The organism is Streptomyces sp. T39, assembly GCF_008042045.1.
GTDB lineage: Bacteria > Actinomycetota > Actinomycetes > Streptomycetales > Streptomycetaceae > Streptomyces.
Window position 1 is genome coordinate 2799638 of the sequence record NZ_RDBP01000012.1, and the last position, 23489, is coordinate 2823126.

Annotated in this window: 18 protein-coding genes; 15 read left to right on the forward strand and 3 right to left on the reverse strand. The window is 72.9% G+C overall.

Features of this window, described 5'->3' with window-relative positions; translation table 11 throughout:
• The first annotated feature begins 196 nt into the window (after positions 1–196).
• Entirely contained in the window at positions 197–1789 is a 1593-nt protein-coding gene (serA, locus tag EAO77_RS13745) for a phosphoglycerate dehydrogenase (protein WP_147988275.1), read from the forward strand.
• Between the two features lie 117 nt (positions 1790–1906).
• Here serA and EAO77_RS13750 read toward each other — a convergent pair whose 3' ends face one another.
• On the reverse strand, positions 1907–3472 hold the full coding sequence (locus EAO77_RS13750) for an MFS transporter (RefSeq protein WP_147988276.1): 1566 nt from the start codon (positions 3470–3472) through the stop codon (positions 1907–1909).
• 95 nt (positions 3473–3567) lie between these two features.
• On the opposite strand from EAO77_RS13750, the gene EAO77_RS13755 reads away from it, so the two are divergent.
• The gene (locus tag EAO77_RS13755) at positions 3568–4164 is read left to right on the forward strand and encodes a TetR/AcrR family transcriptional regulator (RefSeq protein WP_147988277.1); all 597 of its coding nucleotides are present in this window, start codon (positions 3568–3570) and stop codon (positions 4162–4164) included.
• On the opposite strand, the gene EAO77_RS13760 is transcribed toward EAO77_RS13755, so the two are convergent.
• Complete coding sequence (locus EAO77_RS13760; protein WP_147988278.1) at positions 4159–5337, reverse strand: PucR family transcriptional regulator; 1179 nt, start codon at positions 5335–5337, stop codon at positions 4159–4161. The genes EAO77_RS13755 and EAO77_RS13760 overlap by 6 nt on opposite strands.
• Before the next feature lie 180 nt (positions 5338–5517).
• Between EAO77_RS13760 and EAO77_RS13765 the strand changes: the two genes are divergently transcribed.
• The 3 genes from EAO77_RS13765 (at position 5518) to EAO77_RS13775 (ending at position 8525) form a co-directional block, all read left to right on the forward strand.
• Positions 5518–6444 carry a proline dehydrogenase family protein gene (locus EAO77_RS13765; RefSeq protein WP_147988279.1) on the forward strand — a complete coding sequence of 309 codons (927 nt, stop codon included), beginning with the start codon at positions 5518–5520 and terminating at the stop codon, positions 6442–6444.
• Positions 6445–6540: 96 nt separating this feature from the next.
• Positions 6541–8172 carry an L-glutamate gamma-semialdehyde dehydrogenase gene (gene pruA, locus EAO77_RS13770; protein WP_147989123.1) on the forward strand — a complete coding sequence of 544 codons (1632 nt, stop codon included), beginning with the start codon at positions 6541–6543 and terminating at the stop codon, positions 8170–8172.
• Positions 8173–8285: 113 nt separating this feature from the next.
• Positions 8286–8525, forward strand: coding sequence for a hypothetical protein (locus EAO77_RS13775; RefSeq protein WP_147988280.1), 240 nt, complete (start codon positions 8286–8288; stop codon positions 8523–8525).
• 61 nt (positions 8526–8586) lie between these two features.
• Here EAO77_RS13775 and EAO77_RS13780 read toward each other — a convergent pair whose 3' ends face one another.
• Positions 8587–9420, reverse strand: a complete 834-nt coding sequence (locus tag EAO77_RS13780) for a DUF1206 domain-containing protein (RefSeq protein ID WP_147988281.1) — start codon at positions 9418–9420, stop codon at positions 8587–8589.
• Between the two features lie 288 nt (positions 9421–9708).
• On the opposite strand from EAO77_RS13780, the gene EAO77_RS39980 reads away from it, so the two are divergent.
• The 10 genes from EAO77_RS39980 to EAO77_RS13825 all read left to right on the forward strand — a co-directional run bounded on the left by EAO77_RS39980 (position 9709) and on the right by EAO77_RS13825 (position 23310).
• Positions 9709–9837 (forward strand): hypothetical protein, encoded by a 129-nt coding sequence (locus tag EAO77_RS39980; RefSeq protein ID WP_261993893.1) that lies wholly within the window; start codon positions 9709–9711, stop codon positions 9835–9837.
• Positions 9838–9937: 100 nt separating this feature from the next.
• Positions 9938–10981 (forward strand): 3-isopropylmalate dehydrogenase, encoded by a 1044-nt coding sequence (locus EAO77_RS13785; protein ID WP_147988282.1) that lies wholly within the window; start codon positions 9938–9940, stop codon positions 10979–10981.
• A gap of 262 nt (positions 10982–11243) precedes the next feature.
• A complete protein-coding gene (locus EAO77_RS13790; protein ID WP_147988283.1) occupies positions 11244–12332 on the forward strand; it encodes a branched-chain amino acid aminotransferase in 1089 nt (362 codons plus the stop codon).
• Between the two features lie 306 nt (positions 12333–12638).
• Complete coding sequence (gene ureA, locus EAO77_RS13795) at positions 12639–13394, forward strand: urease subunit gamma (RefSeq protein ID WP_147988284.1); 756 nt, start codon at positions 12639–12641, stop codon at positions 13392–13394.
• Between the two features lie 47 nt (positions 13395–13441).
• A complete protein-coding gene (locus EAO77_RS13800) occupies positions 13442–15124 on the forward strand; it encodes an urease subunit alpha (RefSeq protein ID WP_147989124.1) in 1683 nt (560 codons plus the stop codon).
• Positions 15125–15135: 11 nt separating this feature from the next.
• Positions 15136–16158: an agmatine/peptidylarginine deiminase gene (locus EAO77_RS13805; RefSeq protein ID WP_147988285.1), complete on the forward strand. Its 1023-nt coding sequence runs from the start codon at positions 15136–15138 to the stop codon at positions 16156–16158.
• 46 nt (positions 16159–16204) lie between these two features.
• On the forward strand, positions 16205–16813 hold the full coding sequence (locus EAO77_RS13810; RefSeq protein WP_147988286.1) for a TetR/AcrR family transcriptional regulator: 609 nt from the start codon (positions 16205–16207) through the stop codon (positions 16811–16813).
• 480 nt (positions 16814–17293) lie between these two features.
• On the forward strand, positions 17294–18907 hold the full coding sequence (gene cimA, locus EAO77_RS13815) for a citramalate synthase (protein WP_147988287.1): 1614 nt from the start codon (positions 17294–17296) through the stop codon (positions 18905–18907).
• A 207-nt stretch (positions 18908–19114) separates the two neighbouring features.
• Positions 19115–20089: a LacI family DNA-binding transcriptional regulator gene (locus EAO77_RS13820; RefSeq protein ID WP_147988288.1), complete on the forward strand. Its 975-nt coding sequence runs from the start codon at positions 19115–19117 to the stop codon at positions 20087–20089.
• A 113-nt stretch (positions 20090–20202) separates the two neighbouring features.
• The gene (locus EAO77_RS13825) at positions 20203–23310 is read left to right on the forward strand and encodes a glycoside hydrolase family 3 N-terminal domain-containing protein (protein WP_147988289.1); all 3108 of its coding nucleotides are present in this window, start codon (positions 20203–20205) and stop codon (positions 23308–23310) included.
• The last annotated feature ends 179 nt before the right edge of the window (positions 23311–23489 follow it).

Here is a 23489-nt window from a genome sequence, read left to right on the forward strand (position 1 = left end):
CCCCCCGCCCCGCCACTTCGTCCAGCCACGGACGGGTGATCCTTCCACCGAGGCGCAAGACCCACCCCGGTGCACCACTACACTCATCCCTACATACGCGTCAGGCCCACAGTGTCGTGCGTCTTCCACGCGGCTAGCCCCCTCCACCGCTGCGGCCGTCGGGACGGCCGTCTGCACCGGACATGTGAGGACTCACGTGAGCTCGAAACCTGTCGTACTCATCGCTGAAGAGCTTTCGCCCGCCACCGTCGACGCGCTCGGCCCGGACTTCGAGATCCGCCACTGCAACGGAGCCGATCGCGCGGAGCTCCTCCCCGCCATCGCCGATGTGGACGCCATCCTCGTCCGCTCCGCCACCAAGGTCGACGCGGAGGCCATCGCCGCCGCCAAGAAGCTGCGCGTCGTCGCCCGCGCCGGTGTGGGCCTGGACAACGTCGACGTCTCCGCCGCCACCAAGGCCGGCGTCATGGTGGTCAACGCCCCGACGTCCAACATCGTCACCGCCGCCGAGCTCGCGTGCGGTCTGCTCGTCGCCACCGCGCGCAACATCCCGCAGGCCAACACCGCCCTGAAGAACGGCGAGTGGAAGCGCTCGAAGTACACCGGTGTCGAACTGAGCGAGAAGACCCTCGGCGTCGTCGGCCTCGGCCGCATCGGCGTGCTGGTCGCCCAGCGGATGTCCGCCTTCGGCATGAAGATCGTCGCCTACGACCCCTACGTCCAGCCGGCGCGCGCCGCGCAGATGGGCGTCAAGCTGCTCTCGCTCGACGAGCTGCTGGAGGTCTCCGACTTCATCACCGTCCACCTGCCGAAGACGCCCGAGACCCTCGGTCTCATCGGTGACGAGGCGCTGCACAAGGTGAAGCCGGCCGTCCGCATCGTGAACGCCGCGCGTGGCGGGATCGTCGACGAGGCCGCGCTGTACACGGCGCTCAAGGAGGGCCGGGTCGCCGGCGCCGGTCTCGACGTGTACGCGAAGGAGCCCTGCACGGACTCCCCGCTGTTCGAGCTCGACCAGGTCGTCTGCACCCCGCACCTCGGCGCGTCCACCGACGAGGCCCAGGAGAAGGCCGGTATCGCCGTCGCCCGCTCGGTGCGCCTCGCGCTCGCCGGTGAGCTGGTCCCGGACGCGGTCAACGTGCAGGGCGGGGTCATCGCCGAGGACGTGCGTCCCGGCCTGCCGCTCGCCGAGAAGCTGGGCCGCATCTTCACCGCCCTCGCCGGCGAGGTGGCCGTCCGCCTCGACGTCGAGGTCTACGGCGAGATCACCCAGCACGACGTCAAGGTGCTCGAACTCTCCGCGCTCAAGGGTGTGTTCGAGGACGTCGTCGACGAGACCGTCAGCTACGTCAACGCCCCGCTCTTCGCGCAGGAGCGCGGTGTCGAGGTGCGCCTGACCACGAGCTCCGAGTCCCCCGACCACCGCAACGTGGTCACGGTGCGCGGCACGCTCTCCGGGGGCGAGGAGGTCGCGGTCTCCGGCACGCTGGCCGGTCCCAAGCACCTCCAGAAGATCGTCGCGATCGGCGACCACGACATCGACCTGGCGCTCGCCGACCACATGCTGGTGCTGCGCTACGACGACCGTCCGGGCGTCGTCGGCACGGTCGGCCGCATCCTCGGCGAGGCCGGCCTCAACATCGCCGGCATGCAGGTCTCCCGCGCGGAGGAGGGCGGCGAGGCGCTCGTCGTCCTGACCGTCGACGACACCGTCCCGGCCACGGTGCTCGCGGAGATCGCCGACGAGATCGGCGCGGCGTCCGCCCGCTCGGTGAACCTGACGGACTGAGTCCACGCGGGGTCGCCACCCCGTGGATGTGCCCCGGCCCGGCTGCTCAGGCAGCCGGGCCGGGGCACATCCGTGTCCGGGGTCGGCGTCCGGGCCGGGGCGCATCCGTGTCCGGCCTCAGCGCCCTGCCGCTACGGCCGCCTCCGGCTCCCCGGCCGTGCGGTCCGCCGGCCGCTCCGTGCGGCGCAGCACCACCGCGGCGAGCACGGCCGCGCCGACCAGGACGGCTCCGCCGCCGATCGCGGCGGTCCCCATGCCCTGGACGAAGGCCCGCTGCGCCGCGTCCAGCAGCGCGTCCCCGGCCGCCTCCGGCAGCCGGCCGGCGACCGCGGCCGCTCCGCCCAGCGTCTCGTGCGCGGTGTCCAGCGCCTCGGCGGGCAGGCCCGCCGGCGCCGACTCGTCCATCTCCCGGCGGTAGACGGCCGTCCCTACGCTGCCGAGGAACGCCATGCCCAGCGCGCCGCCGAACTCCTGCCCCGTCTCCAGGACCGAGGCGGCCGAGCCCGCCTTCTCCGGCGGAGCGGCGGCGAGCGCCATGTCGGCGACGGTGGCGGCCACGGTGACGATGCCGCAGCCGATGACGGCGGCCCCCGCGAGCAGGACCACCAGGGAGTCGGTGCCGGCGGCCGCGAGAATCGCGTAGCCGCCGGCGCCCACCAGGAATCCGGTGGTGACGACGGCGGGCCGGCCGAAGCGCCCCGCGGCCGCACCGGCCGCGGGCGCGGCCCCGCCGACGGCGAGCGAGGGGACGAGGCTCCACACCGCGGCCTCCAGCGAGCCCATGCCGAGCACCGACTGGAGGTACTGGGTGGTGAAGTAGGCGGAACCCATCATGGCGAACATGGCGATGCCGTTGAGAACGACCCCGGCCCCGAATCCGCGCCCGCGGAACAGGTCCCGGCTGATCATGGCGTCGTCCCGGGTGCGCTGACGCCGCACGAAGACGTACCCGACGGCCAGGCCCGCGGTGACGCACAGCGCGGCGACCGAGTGGTAGCCCTCGGCGGCGATCTCCTTGAGTCCGTAGACGACGGGGAGCACCGCGCCCATCGACAGCGGCACGCTCAGCAGGTCGAAGCGGCCGGGGGAGGGGTCCTTGAACTCCGGGACCAGCACGGGGGCGAGGACCAGCAGCAGCACCATGGCCGGCACGTTGACGAGGAAGACCGAGCCCCACCAGAAGTGCTCCAGCAGCACCCCGCCGAGCACGGAGCCGAGGGCGATGCCGCCGGCCATCGCGCCGGACCAGATGCCGATCGCCTTCGTGCGCTGGGCGTCGTCGCGGAACATGTTGCGCACCAGCGCCATGGTCGAGGGCATGAGCGTCGCCCCGCCGACGCCGAGCAGCGCCCGTGCCGCGATCAGCATCTCGGCGCTCTGCGCGTACGCCGCGCCGACGGAGGCGAGGCCGAACGCGACGGCGCCCCCCATCAGCAGCCTGCGGCGTCCGATGCGGTCGCCGAGGGACCCCATGGTGATCAGCAGCCCGGCGAGCGCGAAGGCGTAGACGTCGAAGATCCACAGCTGCTGGGTGGAGCCGGGGTCCAGCTCCCGGGTGATGGCGGGGATCGCGAAGTAGAGGACGGAGACGTCCATCGAGACGAGCAGGAGCGGCAGCAGCAGGACGGCGAAGGCGGTCCATTCACGGCGGCCGACGCGGGGCGATGCGGCGGAGTGCGTCATGGGAAGCAATGTACGGGCGTATTAAACGTCTGTATAGAACGACTGTGTAATACATGCGTATAGGACGGCTGTACGGCGCGGGCTACGCTGCTGCCATGGGACACCGCGAGGATCTGCTCGAAGGCGCGAAGCGCTGCCTCCTGGAGAAGGGATTCGTGCGCACCACCGCGCGCGACATCGTCAAGGCGTCGGGGACCAACCTCGCGTCGATCGGCTACCACTACGGCTCGAAGGACAAGCTGCTGGGACAGGCGTACCTCGCCCTGGTCGAAGAGGTCTCCGGCCGGTTCGACGGCACCGAGCGCGCGCGGGCCGGCGCGGCTCCCGGGTCCCTGGAGCGCTTCGAGGAGGTGTGGTCCAACATCATCGACACCATGCGCGGGCCGGACAGCCTCTGGCACCTGAGCATGGAGATCGTGGCCATGGGCGACCTGGTGCCGGAGGTGCGCGACTACCTGGCCAGGGAGCAGCGCGAAGCGGCGCGCGGCCTCATCCCCATGTTCCAGGGCGGTGAGGAACCGGCGGCAGACCACCCCGACGTCGACACGCTCGGCAAGTTCTACACGACGCTGATGATGGGCCTCATCGCCCAGTGGCAGTTCGACCCCGCGACCGCCACCCGGGCCGAGGAGCTCACCGAAGGACTCCGCCTCGTCGTGAAGGCGGCCGCCGAGGGGGCGCGGCCGTCATAGCCGGTGCTTCTTGAGCGCCATGTGGAGCAGCAGCCGGTGCTCGCCGTCGTCGAGGTCGAGCCCGGTCAGCTGCTCGACGCGGGAGAGCCGGTAGTACAGCGTCTGCCGGTGGATCCCCAGCGCCGCCGCCGTCCGTCCGGCCTGGCCCGCGTGGTCGAGGAACACCTCGGCGGTGCGCGCCAGTTCCCGGTGTGCCGGGGCCAGCAGCTCCCGCACCGACCGGTCGTCACCGGAACCCGCGGGCAGCGCCGTCAGCAGACGGTAGGCGCCGATCTCCGCCCAGCGGGCCACCGGACCGAAGCGGGCCTGCGCGAGCGAGGCGCGCGCGGCCGACGCCGCCTCCCGCCACGCCGCGTCCAGGTCGTCGAGCCCGCGCCGGGCGTCCGAGAGCCCGCAGCCCACCGCGGGGCCGCCCGGCCCCGCAGACGGCGCGCCCCCCGCCTCGGCCTCTCCGCGCAGCCGCGAGGCCACGGCCGCGGCCGGTGCCGGATGGTCCGCCGCCCGTACCCGCACCAGCGCCGCCAGCGCCTCGCCGGACGCGGCGCCCGCCCGCAGCGGGAGCGTGCACAGCGCCGCCGCGCCCGGCAGCGACCGCGCCGACGGGGCGTCCCCCGCCCGCCACGGCGTCACGCACACCAGCATGTGGAGGCCGCCGGCGTCCTCGCCCAGGGCGGTGCCGAGGGCGGTGGCCGCGGTGTCGTACGGGCCGCCCCGAGCGGCGGTGAGCAGTGCGCGCAGCTCCCGGGAGAGGTCGGCGCCGGCGCGCTCCTCGTCGGCGAGCAGGCTGCCGATCCGTTCCGTCACCTCCATGGCCGCGGCCAGTCGCTCGCGGTCCGGGCCGGGGTCGGTGTCGAGCAGCCAGACGTAGCCGAGCACCACGCCCCGGTGCCGCACCGGCAGACAGATGCGGCCCCGGTTGACGCCGGCCTCCGGGGCGGCGGGGATGCGCAGCGGGCCCGTGGCGCGGGCGATGCCGAAGTCCTCGAACCAGGCACGGACGGCGGGCGTGGACCTGCGGGTGAGGATGGAGCGCGTGCGGACCGGATCCATGGCCGCGTCGTCGCCCTCGTGGGCGCCGAACGCGATCAGGCCGAAGTCCCGGTTCTCCAGCGTTGCCGGCGCGCTCAGCAGCGCGGAGATCTCGTCGACCAGATCCTGGTAGTCGCCCTTCACGCGGCCATTCTCGCATCCGGTTCAGACAGATGTCTGAGATCGCGGCCACGGATGCGTGACAGCTGTCGATGGCCCAGGATCGGAGCGATCCTTAGATTTCACGGTGGTTCTTCGTGCCGTTCCCGGTTTGTCCGCACCACCGGGCCCGGCCCCCTCACACGTGTTCCATGGAGGTGCCCCGTGCTGGGTCCCGTGATCCTCGCCGCCTCGCGCAGCGACAAGATGCGCCGCTTCGTCTCGGCCGCCCCGGGGACCAAGCAGGTCGTCGCCCGGTTCATCGCCGGCGAGACCGTCGACGAGGTCGTCCCGATCGTCCAGGACGCCGCCGCCAGGGGCCTCGAGGTCACCCTCGACGTCGTCGGCGAGGACATCACCACGCGCGAGCAGGCGTACGCCGCGCGCGACGCGTACCTGGAGCTCATCGAGCGCCTCGCCGGCCTCGGCCTCGGCGAGCGGGCCGAGATGTCCGTCAAGCTCTCGATGTTCGGCCAGGCGCTGGAGGGCGGCCACGAGCTGGCGCTCGCCAACGTCCGCCCGGTCGTGGAGGCCGCCGCCGCCATCGGCACCACGGTCACCCTGGACGCCGAGGACCACACCACCCTGGACTCGATGTTCGCCATCCACGAGGAGCTCCGGAAGGAGTTCCCGCAGACCGGCTGCGTCATCCAGGCCTACCTCTTCCGCACCGAGGACGACGCCCGCCGGCTCGCGGCCGCAGGCAGCCGGGTCCGCATCGTCAAGGGCGCCTACAAGGAGCCCGCCTCCGTCGCCATCCAGGACAAGGCGGAGATCGACAAGGCGTACGTGCGGATCCTGCGCATCCTGATGGAGGGCGAGGGGTACCCGATGATCGGGTCCCACGACCCCCGGCTCATCGCCATCACCCAGGAGCTCGCCCGCAGCGCCGGGCGCAAGCTCGACGAGTACGAGTTCCAGATGCTGTACGGGATCCGCAGCGACGAGCAGGTCCGGCTCGCCGCCGAGGGACACCGGATGCGCGTCTACACCGCGTACGGCACCGACTGGTACGGCTACTTCATGCGCCGCCTCGCGGAGAAGCCGGCCAACCTCCTGTTCTTCGTGCGCTCGATGATCACCAAGAACTGACCCGAACCGATCCCAGGGCCCCTGGAAGCCGTCGCCCGCCCCCGCCCGGCACGGACGACCGCTTCCCACACCCCCGAAGAAGGAGTCATGGCACCCATGGACGCCGTCACCCAGGTCCCCGCGCCCGTCAACGAGCCGGTCCACGGCTACGCCCCCGGTTCGCCCGAGCGCGCCCGCCTGGAGGCCAAGCTCAAGGAGCTGGCCGAGAACCCGATCGAGCTGCCGATGACGATCGGCGGCGTGAAGCGGATGGGCGGCGGCGAGCGCGTCGACGTCGTGCAGCCGCACAACCACAAGGCCGTGATCGGCACCTTCGCCGGCGCCACCACCCAGGACGCCCAGGACGCCATCGACGCCGCCCTCGCCGCGGCGCCGGCCTGGCGCGCCATGTCGTTCGACGACCGCGCCGCGATCATCCTGCGCGCCGCCGAGCTGCTGGCCGGCCCCTGGCGCGAGACGCTGGCCGCCTCCACCATGCTGGGCCAGTCCAAGACCGCGCAGCAGGCCGAGATCGACACCCCCTGCGAGCTCGTCGACTTCTGGCGCTTCAACGTCAAGTACGCCCGCGACATCCTGGCCGAGCAGCCCCCGGCCAACTCCCCGGGCGTCTGGAACCGCATGGACCACCGCCCGCTGGAGGGCTTCGTCTACGCGATCACGCCCTTCAACTTCACCGCCATCGCGGGCAACCTGCCGACCGCCCCCGCCCTCATGGGCAACGTGGTCGTCTGGAAGCCGTCCCCGACCCAGACCCACGCCGCCGTGCTGCTGATGCAGCTGCTGGAGGAGGCCGGTCTGCCGAAGGGCGTCATCAACCTGGTGACCGGTGACGGCATCGCCGTCTCCGAGGTGGCGCTGGAGCACCCGATGCTCGCGGGCATCCACTTCACCGGTTCGACCCGCACCTTCCAGCACCTGTGGAAGACGGTCGGCAACAACATCGAGAAGTACCGCTCCTACCCGCGCATCGTCGGCGAGACGGGCGGCAAGGACTTCGTCGTCGCCCACCCGAGCGCCGACCGCGCCGTGCTGAAGACCGCGCTGACCCGTGGCTCGTTCGAGTTCCAGGGCCAGAAGTGCTCGGCGTCCTCCCGCGCCTACATCCCGGCCTCCATCTGGAACTCCGGCTTCAAGGAGGAGTTCGCCGCCGAGGTCGACGCCATCGCCATGGGCGACGTCACCGACCTGACGAACTTCATCGGCGCGGTCATCGACGAGCGGTCCTTCGCCAAGAACAAGGCCGCCATCGACCGCGCCCACGAGGACCCGACCTGCACCGTCGTCGCGGGCGGCACCTACGACGACTCGGTCGGCTACTTCGTGCGCCCGACCGTCATCGAGTGCTCCGACGCCGAGAACGAGGTCTTCACGACCGAGTACTTCGGCCCGATCCTCGCCGTGCACGTCTACGAGGACGACGCCTACGACGCGATGCTGGAGCAGATGGAGTCGGTCTCGGCCTACGCCCTCACCGGCTCGGTCATCGCGGGCGACCGGGCCGCCGCCGCGTACACGATGGAGAAGCTGCGCTACGCCGCGGGCAACTTCTACATCAACGACAAGTCGACCGGCGCCGTCGTCGGCCAGCAGCCCTTCGGCGGCGGCCGTGCCTCCGGCACCAACGACAAGGCCGGCGCCCCGCAGAACCTGATGCGCTGGACGCTGACCCGCGCCATCAAGGAGACGCTGGTCCCGCCGACCGACTACACGTACCCGCACATGGGCTGACGCCCGGGTGCTCCCGAGACACCGCCCCCCGCCGGTCCCCCCAGACCGGCCGGGGGCGGCTCGCGTGGGGCGGGCTTACGCTGGCGGCAGGGGGCACCGCGGAGGAGGACGCCATGCCCGGTTCCACGACCCTCGGCCCCGGCCACGGGGCCGACGCGATCGACCACCCCGACGCGACCCGGCTCGCGGCGCTCACCGGCGCACTGCACCGGCTGCTGTCGGAGGACGGTCCGAACCGGATCACGGACGCCCAGGCCGCCGCCCTGTGCGGCGGCGGGGCCCGGGAACGCGAGGAGTTCACCGCCTGGATGGAGCGGGTGGCCGCGCGCCTGGAGGCGGCCGTCGCGGACTGAACGCGGGAGGGCGGGGACGGCACCGGTGTGCCGTCCCCGCCCTCCCGCGTTCAGCCGCCGCTCACACCTTGCGCCACCGCGCCATCGCGAACGAGAAGATCCCGAAGAGCGCGAGACCGGCCGCGATCAGCGCCAGCAGCCAGGGGCCCGCGGGAGTCTGCGCGAAGGTCCGCAGGGCGTCGTCGAAGCCCTTCGCCTCGTCGGGGTCGTACTCCAGGGCGGCCCGCGCGACGAACACGCCGATCACCGCGAAGACCGCGCCCCGGGCCACACCGCCGCCGACGCCGGTGACGTCCGTGAAGCGGCGGGCGTGACGCGACATCGAGCCGCGCTTCAGATGCTTGCGGTACTTGCGCAGCACGGCCCGCGCACCGACCCACACACCGGCGACGACCACGCCCGCGCCGGCCAGCGCCACGATCCACTGCCCGCCCGGCAGTTCCAGGGCGCGGGCGGTGACGTCCTTGGACTGCTGGTCGCCGGAGCCGCCGCCGCCCTCCCCGGCGGCGAAGGAGAGCACCGAGTAGGCGACGAAGGCGTAGAAGACGAAACGCGCCCCGGACAGGGCCCGCTTGCGCGCCTTGCCGCCGTCCTCACCGGCCGCGCCGAACGCGGCCTCCGACAGCCGCCACAGCGCCATGCCGACGAGTCCGACGCCGAGGGCCCACAGCATCACCGAACCGAAGGGCTTGCCGGCGAGTTCGGCGAGTGCGCCGCCCCGGTCGGCCTGCTCGCCGCCGTCGCCGAAGGCGATCTGGAGCGCGATGACGCCGATGAGGACGTACAGCACCCCCCTCGCCGCCAGCCCCCACCGCGCGCCGATCCCGACGGCCCTGCTGTTCGCCGCCCGGCGGGCCTTGGCGGTCCCGCGGTTCCCGAGTACGTGAGCGTTCATGTCAACCTCCCCGGACGCGGCTGCCCCCGGAGTCCGCCGCGAAACGGCGGCGGCCGCGGGGCGGCCGCCGCAGGCCGGGAAGGGTGCCGTCTCAGATAGTAGGAAGTCCGAGTAATTGTGGAGACAGAAGTGTCCGGCTGCCCTAGCTTTGTAGGAGCCGAACGTCTCGCTCGATCCAGCGAATGGCGGTCGTGAGCCAGTGCCCCCGCGCAGGCAACCCCTGCGGCACCGCTCCCCGCCCCTTCCGGCGCCTTCGAAATCATCCCGATCTCCGAGGAGTCGATCATCATGTCCGCTGAGACCGCCCGCCGCGTCCGCCGTACCTCCCGCGCCTCCGAGGCCGACCGCAGGAACGCCGCCGCCGCCCTCCAGCGCGCCCTCGACCGCCGTGACAACGGCGGCGAGACCGGTCACTGAGCTGCCCGTTCCTCTCCCGGCCACGGCCCGCGCGGCGACCGGGAGTCCACATGGCGGACATCGAATGTCAATGAATGGGACGCGGGAGTAGGGTGCCGACATGTCTCGCAGCATCGATCTCGCAGTGGTCCCCGGTGACGGCATCGGCAAGGAAGTCGTGGCCCAGGGCCTGAAAGTCCTCGCCGCCGTCCTCCCGCAGGATGTGAAGCTGGAGACCCGGGAGTACGACCTCGGGGCCCAGCGCTGGCACCGCACGGGGGAGACCCTGCCGGACGCCGAACTGGAGTCCCTCAAGGGTCACGACGCGATCCTGCTCGGCGCCATCGGCGACCCCTCGGTCCCGTCCGGCGTCCTGGAGCGCGGGCTGCTGCTGAAGCTGCGCTTCGCCTTCGACCACTACGTCAACCTGCGGCCGTCGAAGCTGTTCCCCAACACGGCGACCCCGCTCGCCGGCCGCCCGGACATCGACTTCGTCGTCGTCCGCGAGGGCACCGAGGGCCCCTACACGGGCAACGGCGGTTCCCTGCGCACCGGCACCGAGCACGAGGTCGCCACCGAGGTCAGCCTCAACACGGCGTACGGCGTGGAGCGCGTCGTCCGTGACGCGTACGCGCGGGCCGCCGCGCGCCCCCGCAAGAAGCTCACGCTCGTGCACAAGAACAACGTCCTGGTCTTCGCGGGCCACATGTGGAAGAACATCTTCGACCGCGTCGGCCAGGAGTTCCCCGAGGTCACCACCGACTATCTGCACGTCGACGCCGCGACGATCTTCTTCGTCACCCAGCCCGAGCGCTTCGACGTCATCGTCACCGACAACCTCTTCGGCGACATCCTGACCGACCTCGCCGCCGCCGTGACCGGTGGCATCGGCCTGGCCGCGTCCGGCAACATCAACCCGACCGGCGCCTTCCCGTCGATGTTCGAGCCCGTCCACGGCTCGGCGCCCGACATCGCCGGCACCGGCAAGGCCGACCCCACGGCCACCGTCCTGTCCGTCGCCCTGCTCCTGCGGCACCTGGGCCACGAGGCCGAGGCCGTCCGCATCGAGGACGCGGTCGCCGCCGACCTGGCGGAACGCACCGCCGACACCGTCCGCACGACGGACGAGATCGGCGACGCGCTCGCGGTACGCGTAGCGAGCTGACCCGCCGGACCGAGACATTCCGGGGTGTCCCCCGACACCCCCGGAAGCCGCCGGGTCGCTTCCCCTCAGCGCCCGGCGGCTTCTCCTGCACGGCCCCGGGTGCGACCATCGATCCCGGGGCCGCCTCCACGCTGTTCCCTGCCCGGTCCTCCGCGCGCGATAATCGAACGTGGGCCGTGGCGCATGCCGATGCTCGGACGTCCGAGCATCGGCGCGGCGTGAGCGCGGTCCGCCACTGACAACCGGTGAAGGACATCCACTCATGACGACGCCCACGATCGAGCTCAAGCCCTCCTCGCACCCGCTGTCCGACGCCGAGCGCGAGGCGATCCTGACCGACCCCGGCTTCGGCCGCCACTTCACCGATCACATGGTGACGATCAAGTGGACCGAGGGCCGCGGCTGGCACGACGCCGAGCTCGTCCCGTACGCGCCGCTGTCGATCGATCCGGCCAACATGACCCTGCACTACGCGCAGGAGATCTTCGAGGGCCTCAAGGCGTACCGCCGCCCCGACGGCTCGGTCGTCACCTTCCGCCCGGACGCCAACGCCCGCCGCTTCCAGGCGTCCGCCCGCCGGCTCGCCATGCCCGAACTGCCCGTCGACCTGTTCATCGGCGCCTGTGACGCGCTGGTCCAGCAGGACAAGGCATGGGTCCCGGCGCACGGCGGCGAGTCCTCGCTCTACCTGCGCCCGTTCATGATCGCGGCGGAGGTCGGCCTCGGCGTTCGGCCCGCCAACGAGTACCTCTTCATCGTCATCGCCTCGCCCGCCGGCGCCTACTTCCCCGGCGGCGTCGAGCCCGTCTCCATCTGGCTCTCCCAGGACCGGGTGCGCGCGGTCCCCGGCGGCATGGGCGACGCCAAGACCGGCGGCAACTACGCCGCCTCCCTGCTCGCCCAGGCCGAGGCCGCCACCCACGGCTGCGCCCAGGTCGCCTACCTCGACGCCGTCGAGCACCGGTGGGTCGAGGAACTCGGCGGCATGAACCTGTACTTCGTCTACGAGGACCACATCGTCACCCCGGCGCTCACCGGCTCCCTGCTCGCGGGCATCACCCGTGACTCGCTCCTGCGTCTGGCCGAGGACCTCGGCCACCCCTCGCGGGAGGGCAGGATCTCCATCGAGCAGTGGAAGGCCGACACGGAGAGCGGCGCGCTCAAGGAGGTCTTCGCCTGCGGCACCGCCGCCGTGATCACCCCCGTCGGCACGGTCAGGACCAGGGACGGCGAGTGGCAGCAGTCCGGCGGCCGGCCGGGCGAGGTCACCATGAAGCTGCGCAAGGCGCTGCTCGACATCCAGACCGGCCGCGCCGAGGACGTCCACGGCTGGACGCACGAGCTCGGCTGACATCCGACCCGGATCGCCTCACCGAGGCCCCGCGCCCCGCACTGCGGAGCGCGGGGCCTCTGTCGTGGGCGGCCGGACCCCGGCCGACGGGGGCTCCCGCCTCACGGCCGGCGCCTCACGGCCGGCGCCTGAGGGCCGGCGCCGATGCCGTGCCGTTCCGCCGGGTTGCCCGTCGGTGGTGCGGCTCTTCGATCAACGCTCTAATCGAGGGTGACGCCGAGAAGGTCACTTTCTCGCGTGAAATCGCGTGCTTTCCTGTTTCGGAGTCGCCTTGTTAGAGTGGCGCTCAAATCTGGAGGTGCTGCCGTGAGACTGACCCCCACCGAGCGCGACCGGCTGCTGCTGTTCAACGCCGCCCAGCTCGCACGGGCGCGCCGCGCCCGGGGACTGCGGCTGAACGTGCCCGAGGCGACGGCGATCGTCGCGGACACCGTCTGCGAGGCCGCCCGGGACGGCCGCCGGCTGGCCGAGGCCGTCGAGGCCGCCCGGTCCGTCCTCGGCCCCGCCGACGTGCTGCCGGGCGTGGCCGACGTCGTGACCGAGGTCCATGTGGAGGCCGTCTTCGACGACGGTTCCCGCCTCGCGGTCGTCACCGACCCCATCGGCGGCGGGGCCGGTGACCTGGCCCCCGGCGCGCTGCTGCCGGGCCCGGGGTACGCGGAGCCCGCACCCCACCTCACCCTCACCGTGCGCAACACCGCCGACGTCCCGGTCAGCGTCACCTCGCACTTCCACTTCTTCGAGGCCAACCCCCGGCTCCTCTTCGACCGGGCCGCCGCCTACGGGATGCGGCTCGCCGTCCCCGCCGGGTCGTCGGTGCGCTTCGACCCCGGCGGCACGGCGGAGATCGGCCTGCTGCCCGTCGGAGGGGACCGTGTGGCCATCGGGTTCGCCGGCCTGGTCGACGGCCCGCTGGACGCGCCCGGCGCCCGCGAGGAGGCCCTGCGCAGGGCCGCCGCCTGCGGCTACCTCGGCGCGGTACGAGCCGGCGCGGACCCGGAGCGCCCCGGCACCGACGGGCCCGGCACCGACGGGCCCGGCGCGGAAGGAACGGCACCATGAGCAGGCCCACCCGCCATCACGACCACGACCGCCCCGCCCCGCGCCGGATGGACGCCCGCGAGTACGCCGCCGTCCACGGACCCCGCGCCGGCGACCGCGTCGTCCTCGGCGATTCCGGCCTCGTGGTGCGCGTCGAGTCCGACAGCCAGCGTCCCGGCGACGAATTCCTCGCCGGCTTCGGCAAGACCGCCCGCGACGGGCTCCATCTGAAGGCCGCCGCCGTGCGCGAGACCTGCGACGTCGTGATCAGCAACGTGCTGCTCATCGACGCGGTGCAGGGCATCCGCAAGGTCTCGGTCGGCATCCGGGAGGGCCGCATCCACGCCGTCGGGCGGGCCGGGAACCCGGACACCCTGGACGGCGTCGACGTCGTCGTCGGGACCGGCACCTCGATCGTCTCCGGCGAGGGGCTGATCGCCACCGCGGGGGCCGTCGACACCCATGTGCACCTGCTCTCCCCACGGGTCATGGAGGCGTCCCTCGCCTCCGGCGTCACCACCCTGATCGGTCAGGAGTTCGGCCCGGTGTGGGGCGTCGGCGTCAACTCGCCCTGGGCGCTGCGCCACGCCTTCGGCGCCTTCGACGCCTGGCCGGTCAACATCGGCTTCCTGGCGCGCGGTTCCTCCTCGCACGCGGCCCCGCTCGTCGAGGCGCTGGCCGAGGGCGGCGCGTCCGGTTTCAAGGTCCACGAGGACATGGGCGCGCACACCCGCGCACTGGACACCGCCCTGCGGGTCGCGGACGAGCACGACGTCCAGGTGGCCCTGCACAGCGACGGCCTCAACGAGTGCCTCTCGGTGGAGGACACCCTGAGCGTGCTCGACGGACGCACCATCCACGCCTTCCACATCGAGGGGTGCGGCGGCGGGCACGTCCCCAACGTGCTGAGGATGGCGGGGGTGCCCAACGTCATCGGCTCCTCCACCAACCCCACCCTGCCGTTCGGCCGGGACGCGGTGGCCGAGCACTACGGCATGATCGTCTCCGTCCACGACCTCAAGACCGATCTGCCCGGCGACGCCGCCATGGCCCGCGACCGCATCCGGGAGGGCACCATGGGCGCCGAGGACGTGCTCCACGACCTCGGGGCCATCGGCATCACGTCGTCCGACGCCCAGGGCATGGGCCGCGCGGGGGAGACCGTGCGCCGCACCTTCGCCATGGCGGGCAAGATGAAGGCCGAGCTGGGCCCCATGGCGGGCGACGGCGAGCACGACGACAACGCCCGCGTGCTGCGCTATCTCGCCAAGCTGACCATCAACCCGGCGATCGCCCACGGGCTGGCCCACGAGGTCGGCTCCGTCGAGGTCGGCAAGATGGCCGACATCGTGCTCTGGCGGCCGGAGTACTTCGGCGCCAAGCCGCAGCTCGTGCTCAAGTCCGGGTTCCCCGCCTACGGCGTCACCGGCGACCCCAACGCCGCCACCGACACCTGCGAACCCCTGGTGCTGGGACCGCAGTTCGGCGCGCACGGCGCCACCCCGGCGGAGATCTCCGTGGCCTTCGTCGCGCGGGCGGCGCTCGACCTCGGCTCGGACGCGATGCCCACCCGGCGCCGCCGGGTCGCGGTGCGCGGCACCCGCGGCATCGGCCCGGGCGACCTGCTGCTCAACTCCCGCCTCGGGGACGTCGACGTCGACGGGCGCACGGGTCTGGTGACCCTGGACGGCGCGCCGATCCGCTCCGAGCCCGCCGACTCCGTCTCCCTCAACCGCCTCTACTTCCTCTAGGAGCCCACGCCGTGACCTTCCGCATGCCCCCGGAGTGGGCCCCCCACGAGCGCACCTGGATGGCCTGGCCCGGCCCGAACCCGACCTTCGCCGACGACACCGAGCTGGCCGCGGCGCGCACGGCCTGGGCGGCCGTGGCCCGGGCGGTGCGCCGCTTCGAACCCGTGACCGTCGTCGCCGGCCGGGGACAGTCGGAGGGCGCCCGCGCCCTCCTCGGCCCGGACGTCGAGGTCGTCGAACACGACCTCGACGACGCGTGGATGCGCGACATCGGCCCCACCTTCGTGACCGACGGCTCCCGGCTGGCCGCCGTCGACTGGGTGTTCAACGGCTGGGGCGCCGCCGACTGGGCCCGCTGGGACCACGACGCCCTGATCGCCCGCCATGTCGCCCACCTCGCCGGTGTGCCCGTGCACCCCTCGCCGCTCGTCAACGAGGGCGGCGCCATCCACGTCGACGGCGAGGGCACCGTCCTGCTCACCGACACCGTCCAGCTCGGCCCCGAACGCAACCCCGGCTGGAGCCGCGAGGACGTGGAGAAGGAGATCCACGCGCGTCTGGGCACCACGAAGGCGATCTGGCTGCCGCGCGGCCTCACCGGCGACTACGGCATGTACGGCACCCGGGGCCACGTCGACATCGTCGCCGCGTTCGCCGGACCGGGCGTCGTCGTCTGCCACACCCAGCCCGACCCGGCCCACCCCGACCACGAGATCGGCAGGGCCAACGCCGCGCTGCTGCGGTCCGCCACCGACGCCAGGGGCCGCCGTCTGGAGGTCGTCGAGGTCCCCGCGCCCACCGTGCTGCGCGACGAGGACGGGGCGTGGGCCGACTACTCGTACATCAACCACTACGTCTGCAACGGCGGTGTGGTGCTGTGCGGCTTCGACGACCCGCGCGACGAGATCGCCGCGGGCATCTTCCGGCGGCTCTACCCGGGACGGACGGTCACCCTGGTGGACGCGCGGGCGATCTTCGCGGGCGGCGGCGGCATCCACTGCATCACCCAGCAGCAGCCCGCCGTCCGCGGCTGATCGGGTAGAACGTACGGGTGAACGCCACGCACACGGCAGCCGCCGCATGACCCCCGCCCCCTCTCGCCGCCGCAATGCGGCGCCCCCGCGCGAGGACGTGCTCGCCGCGGCGATGGAGACCATCGCCGAGCGCGGGCTCGACGGGCTGACGATGGCCGGGCTGGGGCGCGAGGTCGGCATGAGCAGCGGCCATCTCCTCTACTACTTCCGCACCAAGGACGAGCTGCTGCTGCGGACCCTGGAGTGGAGCGAGGGCCGCCTCGGGGCCGAGCGCGGCGCGCTGCTCTCCCGCGAGGGCCCGGTGCGGCAGCGCCTGGACGCCTACGTGGACCTCTACGTCCCCGACGGCCCGCGCGACCCGCACTGGACGCTCTGGCTGGAGGTCTGGAACCGCTCGCAGAACGCCGACGACGACGCCCGCGCCCGCCAGGCCGCGATCGAGGGAGCCTGGCACCGGGACCTGGTCGCGCTGCTCGCCGAGGGCGTCTCCCACGGCGAGTTCCGGCCGGTGGACCCGTCGCGCTTCGCCACGCGCCTGCGGGCCCTGCTGGACGGTTTCAGCGTCCACGTGGCGGTCGGCATACCGGGCACGGGCCGCGAGCAGGTGCTCTCCCACGTGGCCGAGTTCGTCACGGAGACCCTGCTCGCACGGTGACCGCGGCGCCGGACGCCGTCCCGCGGCTCGGACCCGGTGCGGCTCATCCACCCTGCCCGGGGGTCCTTCCCGCGCGTGCGGGGCCCCCCTTCTCAGCCCGTCCGGTGCTCGGGGACACCGTGCGCAGCGCGCGTGCCGCGACCACCGGGTCCGCCCCCGCGCCCGGCCGGGCCGCAGCGTCCGCCCGCATCGTGAGACCCCCGGTCGTGCCACCGCCCCCCTGTGGCAGACTTCGTCCGTGCTCTCGTTCGCCATGATTATCGGCAACAGCGCGCCGGTCCGCAGTGACCGCTGAAACCGTGGCAGCACCCCCGCGGACGGCGGCACCGTGCCCCAGACCCGCGCGCAGACCTCTCGCACCCGCGAGGGGTTTTTTCGTTTTACGGCCTCACCCGCGGCCGCAGGCGAGACGCGCGCGATGATGGGGGCAAGTGGAGCCAGACATTCCGGAGCCACTCATCCGACAGGAGTCAGGACAGCATGACCACCAACGGCCAGGACACGCAGGTCGACGACAGCTTCCACGTCTTCGACACGACGCTGCGCGACGGCGCCCAGCGCGAGGGCATCAATCTCACCGTCGCGGACAAGCTGACCATCGCCCGGCACCTGGACGACTTCGGCGTGGGCTTCATCGAGGGCGGCTGGCCCGGCGCCAACCCCCGGGACACCGAGTTCTTCGCCCGCGCCCAGCGCGAGATCACCTTCCGCAACGCGCAGCTCGTCGCCTTCGGCGCCACCCGCAGGGCCGGGGGCAAGGCGTCGGAGGACCCGCAGGTGAAGGCGCTCCTCGACTCCGGCGCACCCGTGATCACCCTGGTCGCCAAGTCCCACGACCGGCATGTCGAACTCGCCCTGCGCACCACCCTCGAAGAGAACCTGGAGATGGTCCGCGACACCGTCTCCCACCTGCGCGACCAGGGCCGGCGGGTCTTCGTCGACTGCGAGCACTTCTTCGACGGCTACAAGGCCAACCCGGGGTACGCCAAGGCCGTCGTCAGCGCCGCGCACGAGGCGGGCGCCGACGTCGTCATCCTCTGCGACACCAACGGCGGGATGCTGCCCGCACAGATCCAGGCCGTCGTCTCCACCGTGCTCGCGGACACCGGCGCCCGCCTGGGCATCCACGCCCAGGACGACACCGGTTGCGCCGTCGCCAACACACTCGCCGCCGTCGACGCCGGTGCCACCCACGTCCAGTGCACGGCCAACGGCTACGGCGAGCGGGTCGGCAACGCCAACCTCTTCCCCGTCGTCGCCGCGCTGGAGCTCAAGTACGGCCGCAGGGTGCTCCCGGACGGCGCACTCGCCGACATGACCCGCGTCTCGCACGCCATCGCCGAGGTCGTCAACCTGACGCCCTCCACCCACCAGCCCTATGTGGGTGTTTCCGCCTTCGCGCACAAGGCGGGTCTGCACGCGTCCGCGATCAAGGTCGACCCCGACCTCTACCAGCACATCGACCCCGAGCTGGTCGGCAACACGATGCGCATGCTGGTCTCGGACATGGCAGGCCGCGCCTCCATCGAGCTCAAGGGCAAGGAGCTCGGCATCGACCTGGGCGGCGACCGCGAACTGGTCGGCCGGGTCGTCGAGCGCGTGAAGGAGCGCGAGCTCAAGGGCTACACGTACGAGGCCGCCGACGCCTCCTTCGAACTGCTGCTGCGCGAGGAGGCGGAGGGCCGCGCCCGCCGCTACTTCCGCACCGAGTCCTGGCGCGTCATCGTCGAGGACCGCCCCGACGGCACCCACGCCAACGAGGCCGTCGTCAAGCTCTGGGCCAAGGGCGAGCGCATCCTCGCCGCCGCCGAGGGCAACGGCCCCGTCAACGCGCTGGACCAGGCGCTGCGCGTCGGCCTGGAGAAGATCTACCCGCAGCTCGCCAAGCTGGAACTGATCGACTACAAGGTGCGCATCCTGGAGGGCCGGCACGGCACCGGGTCGACGACCCGTGTGCTGATCTCCACCGGCGACGGCACGGGGGACTGGTCCACCGTCGGCGTGGCCGACAACATCATCGCCGCGTCCTGGCAGGCCCTGGAGGACGCGTACACCTACGGCCTGCTGCGCGCGGGCGTGGAGCCCACCGAGTAGCCGGCGGGCGCCGGACCCCGGGTGCGGCGCACGTCAGCCCTCATCTTCACTTCCTGAACGGACAACACCCTTACGGGCCGCCGCACTTGGGCGACGGCCGATTTCGGTGTGAAGTCTTGACGGCATCAGGGGTGGGCTGTTGACTCACCGCACCACCGCCGGAACCGGTTCCGGGACCCGGTGCGGGACTCGACGCGGAGGCGCCCGATGCGTGTCACGATCGCCGATGTCGCACGGGAGGCGAGGGTCAGCAAGACCACCGTCTCCCGGGTGCTCAACGACCGTGCCGACGTGGATTCGGCGACCGCCGCCCGTGTTCGTGAAGTGATCGGTGCCCTCGGCTACGTCCCGAGCTCCGGCGCCGTCGGGCTGGCCCGGGGCCGCAGCCGTACGGTCGCCATGCTCACGCCCCCGCTCACCTGGCCTTGGATGGGCGAGGTGCTCCAGGGCGTCGTCGACACCGTCGAGGCCGCCGGGTACGGCCTGCTGCTCTACACCTGCAACCGCGGCGCCGAGTCCATCGCCCACTTCACCGGCCAGGTGTCCGCCCGCGCCTTCGACGGGCTGCTGGTCGTCGAGCCCGAGGGCACCCTCGACACCATCACCGCCATGCACCGGCGCGGACTGCCCGTCGTCCTCGTCGACGACCGCGGCCACCACCCCGACTTCCCCTCCGTGGGCACCACGGACCGGGAGGGCGGTGCTTCTGCCGCCCGGCACCTGCTGGCGTCCGGACGCCACCGCCCCTTGGTCGTGGCCGGCCCCACCGCCTTCGGGTGCGTCCGCGACCGGCTCGACGGCTTCCTCGGCGTGCTGCCCACCGAGCTGATCACCGAGGGCGACTTCACCGAGGAGTCGGGCCGAGGCGCCGTCGAACGGGCCCTCGCCGGCGGAGCACGCGTCGACGCCGTCTTCGCGCACAACGACCTGATGGCCGCGGGCGCGCTCCGTGCGCTGCGCGCGGCCGGCCGGCAGGTCCCCGACGACGTCGCGGTCGTCGGCTTCGACGACATCCCGATGGCCCGGCACACCGAACCGCCGCTCACCACGGTGCGGCAGCCGATGCGCGCCATGGGGGAGACGGCCGCCCGGCTGCTGCTCGCCCGGCTCGCCGGCGAGGACCCGCCCGCCGGGCCCCTGGTGCTCCCCACCGAACTGGTCGTCCGCGGCTCCGCCCCCTGAGCCGCCGAACCCGACCCGCGCCGCACCCGACCCGCGCCGCCCGGCTCCCGCCGGGCGCCGTCCGCCTGCCCGAGCACCATCCGCCCGCACTCCGCACCACCGAAGGAGCCGTAATGCCCCTGCCGTCCCCCTGGCCGCGCACCCGGCGGCGCAGCCGGTCCCGTACCGGCGCCACGGCGCTGGTCGCCGCGACCGCCGTGCTCGGCTCGCTGCTCGCGGGCGCGCTGCCCAGCGCCGCGGCCCCCGCCGACGAGCCCGCGCCCGTGCCGGTCGACCGCTTCGAGGGCGAGGTCCCCCTCGCCGAACCGCCGGCCGACGGGATCTTCACCTGGGGCAGCGACGCCGACGACCGCCCGCAACTGCGCTTCGCCGCGCGGGACGACGCCCCCGAGGGCGAGAAGGTCCTGGAGGGCGACTACGACATCAGCGGCTGGGGCGGCCTCAGCCACGAGTACGCCGTCGACCAGCCGCCCCGCGACTGGACGGCGTCGAAGGGCGTCCGCTTCTGGTGGTACGGGCAGAACACCGCGCCCCTGCCGCCCGGTTCGGGCAAGCGGATCAACTTCGAGATCAAGGACGGCGGAGCCCACGGCGGCGCGTCCGAACTGTGGACCACCTCCTTCACCGACGACTGGGAGGGCTGGCACCTGGTCGAGATCCCCTTCGCCGACTTCGTCTACCGCGCGGACTACCAGCCCGTCGGCGGGATCGACCAGGTCCTCGGCCTGGACCGGATGTGGGGCTGGGCGCTCACCCTGCCGCCCGGCGCCCCCGGCTCCTTCGCCGTCGACGGCATGGAGCTCTACGGGAAGGCCGACCCCGCCCTCAAGGCCAAGGTGGTGACCGGTGCCACCGTCCACCCCGTCGGCGAGGGCGGCACCGCACGCGTCGCGATATCCGTCGCCACCACCGGATCCCTCCCCCTCGACGAGCCCGTCACCGTCGACTACGCGACCGGCACCGGGGGCAGCGCCGAACCCGGAGCCGACTACACCCCGGTCTCCGGCACCCTGACCTTCCCGGCGGGCACGCCGTCCGGCACCACCCGCACCGTGTCCGTCGCCACGCGCAAGGACCGCGCGGCCGAACCGGCCGAGACCGTGCCGCTGACCCTGACCGTCGCCGGCGCCAAGGCCCCCGCCGAGACCCCGCAGATCGTCGTGGACGCCCATGGCCTGCCGTACCTCGACGCGAGGCTCCCGGTCGAGAAGCGGGTGGCCGACCTGCTCTCCCGGATGTCCCTCGCGGAGAAGGCCGGCCAGATGACGCAGGCCGAGCGCAACGCCCTGCGCTCGCAGGGCGACATCGCCGCCTACGACCTCGGCTCGCTGCTCTCCGGCGGCGGCTCGGTGCCCACCCCGAACACGCCCGAGGCGTGGGCGAAGATGGTGGACGCCTACCAGCTGCGCGCGCAGGCCACCCGCTTCCAGATCCCGCTGATCTACGGCGTGGACGCCGTCCACGGGCACAACAACGTCGTCGGCTCGACGATCATGCCGCACAACATCGGCATCGGCGCCGGCCGCGATCCCGAACTCGCCCGGCGGACCGGCGCGGTCACCGCGAAGGAGGTGCGCGCCACCGGCATCCCGTGGGACTTCGCCCCCTGCGTGTGCGTCACCCGCGACGAGCGCTGGGGCCGTTCCTACGAGGCGTTCGGCGAGGACCCCGCACTGGTGACCGCCATGGAGACGGTGATCCAGGGCATGCAGGGCTCCCGCGACGGCAGGGACCTCGACCGCAACGACAAGGTGCTCACCAGCGCCAAGCACTTCGTCGGCGACGGCGGCACCCAGTTCGGCTCCTCGACGACCGGGTCCTACACGATCGACCAGGGCGTCACCCGGGTCACCCGCGAGGAACTGGAGGCGGTGCACCTGGCGCCGTTCGCCGAGGCGGTCCGGCGCGGCGCCGGCACGGTGATGCCGTCGTACTCCTCGCTGGACGTCGTCGGCGACGACGCCGGCCCGGTGAAGATGCACGCCCACGCCGAGATGATCAACGGGGTGCTCAAGGACCGGATGGGCTTCGAGGGCTTCGTCATCAGCGACTGGCAGGCCATCGACCAGATCCCCGGCGACTACCCGAGCGACGTGCGCACCTCGGTCAACGCCGGGCTCGACATGATCATGGTGCCGACGAACTACCAGGAGTTCACGCGCACGCTCCGGGACGAGGTGACCGCCGGCCGGATCAGCGAGGAGCGGATCGACGACGCGGTCTCCCGCATCCTGACCCAGAAGTTCCGTCTCGGCCTCTTCGAGCAGCCGTACGCCGACACCACCCACCTCGGATCCGTCGGCTCGGCCGAGCACCGCGCGGTCGCCCGCGAGGCGGCCGCCGCCTCGCAGGTGCTGCTCAAGAACGACGGCGCGGTGCTGCCGCTGAAGAAGTCCCAGAAGGTGTACGTCGCCGGATCGAACGCGGACGACCTCGGCAACCAGGCCGGCGGCTGGACCGTGAGCTGGCAGGGCGCCTCGGGCCGGACCACCACCGGCACGACGATCCTGGAGGGCATGCGCAGAGCCGCCCCCGACGCGGTGATCGACTACTCGAAGGACGCGTCGGCCGCGACCGACGGGTACGACGTCGGCGTGGTCGTGGTCGGCGAGACCCCGTACGCCGAGGGCATCGGGGACGTCGGCAACGGCCACGACCTGGAGCTGAGCGCGGCGGACAAGGCCGCCGTCGACAGGGTCTGCGCCGCCATGCGGTGCGCGGTCCTCGTCGTGTCCGGCCGCCCGCAGCTGATCGGCGACCGCCTCGGCGACATCGACTCCCTGGTCGCCTCCTGGCTGCCGGGCACCGAGGGCGACGGCGTCGCCGACGTCCTGTACGGCGCCCGGCCGTTCACCGGCCGGCTGCCCGTCACCTGGCCCAGGTCCGAGGCGCAGCTGCCGGTGAACGTCGGCGACCGCGTCTACGACCCGCAGTTCCCGTACGGCTGGGGCCTGACCACCCTGAAGCGGACCCCCGGCGGCGGTGAACTCACCCTCAAGGCGATCGCCGTCGCCGCCCGGGTCCTGGAGGCCGCCGGCCGCGCCCGGTCCGCCGAGGCGGACGAGCTGGCCGGCACCGCGCGCCTGCTCGTGCAGCAGCGCATCGGCCAGAAGCTCACCGAGGCGACGGCCAAGCCCTTCGCCGAGGCCGACCACCTGCTCCTCACGGGCGACCTGACAGGAGCGATCGCCAAGCTGACCGCCTCCTACCGCGCCGCCTGACCCCGCCCCCACCGGCGGTGGTCTCCCCTTCCGGAGACCACCGCCGGTGGGCATCTCCGGCCATCTCATGCCCGTCCGGGCTGCCGCCCCGGCCTCGTGCACCCAGCCCGTCCGGCCCGGCGGCTGGGCATCCCCCACCTGTCCGGCCGTTGGGGGCCTGCGGCCCCGGCCCCGGTGTC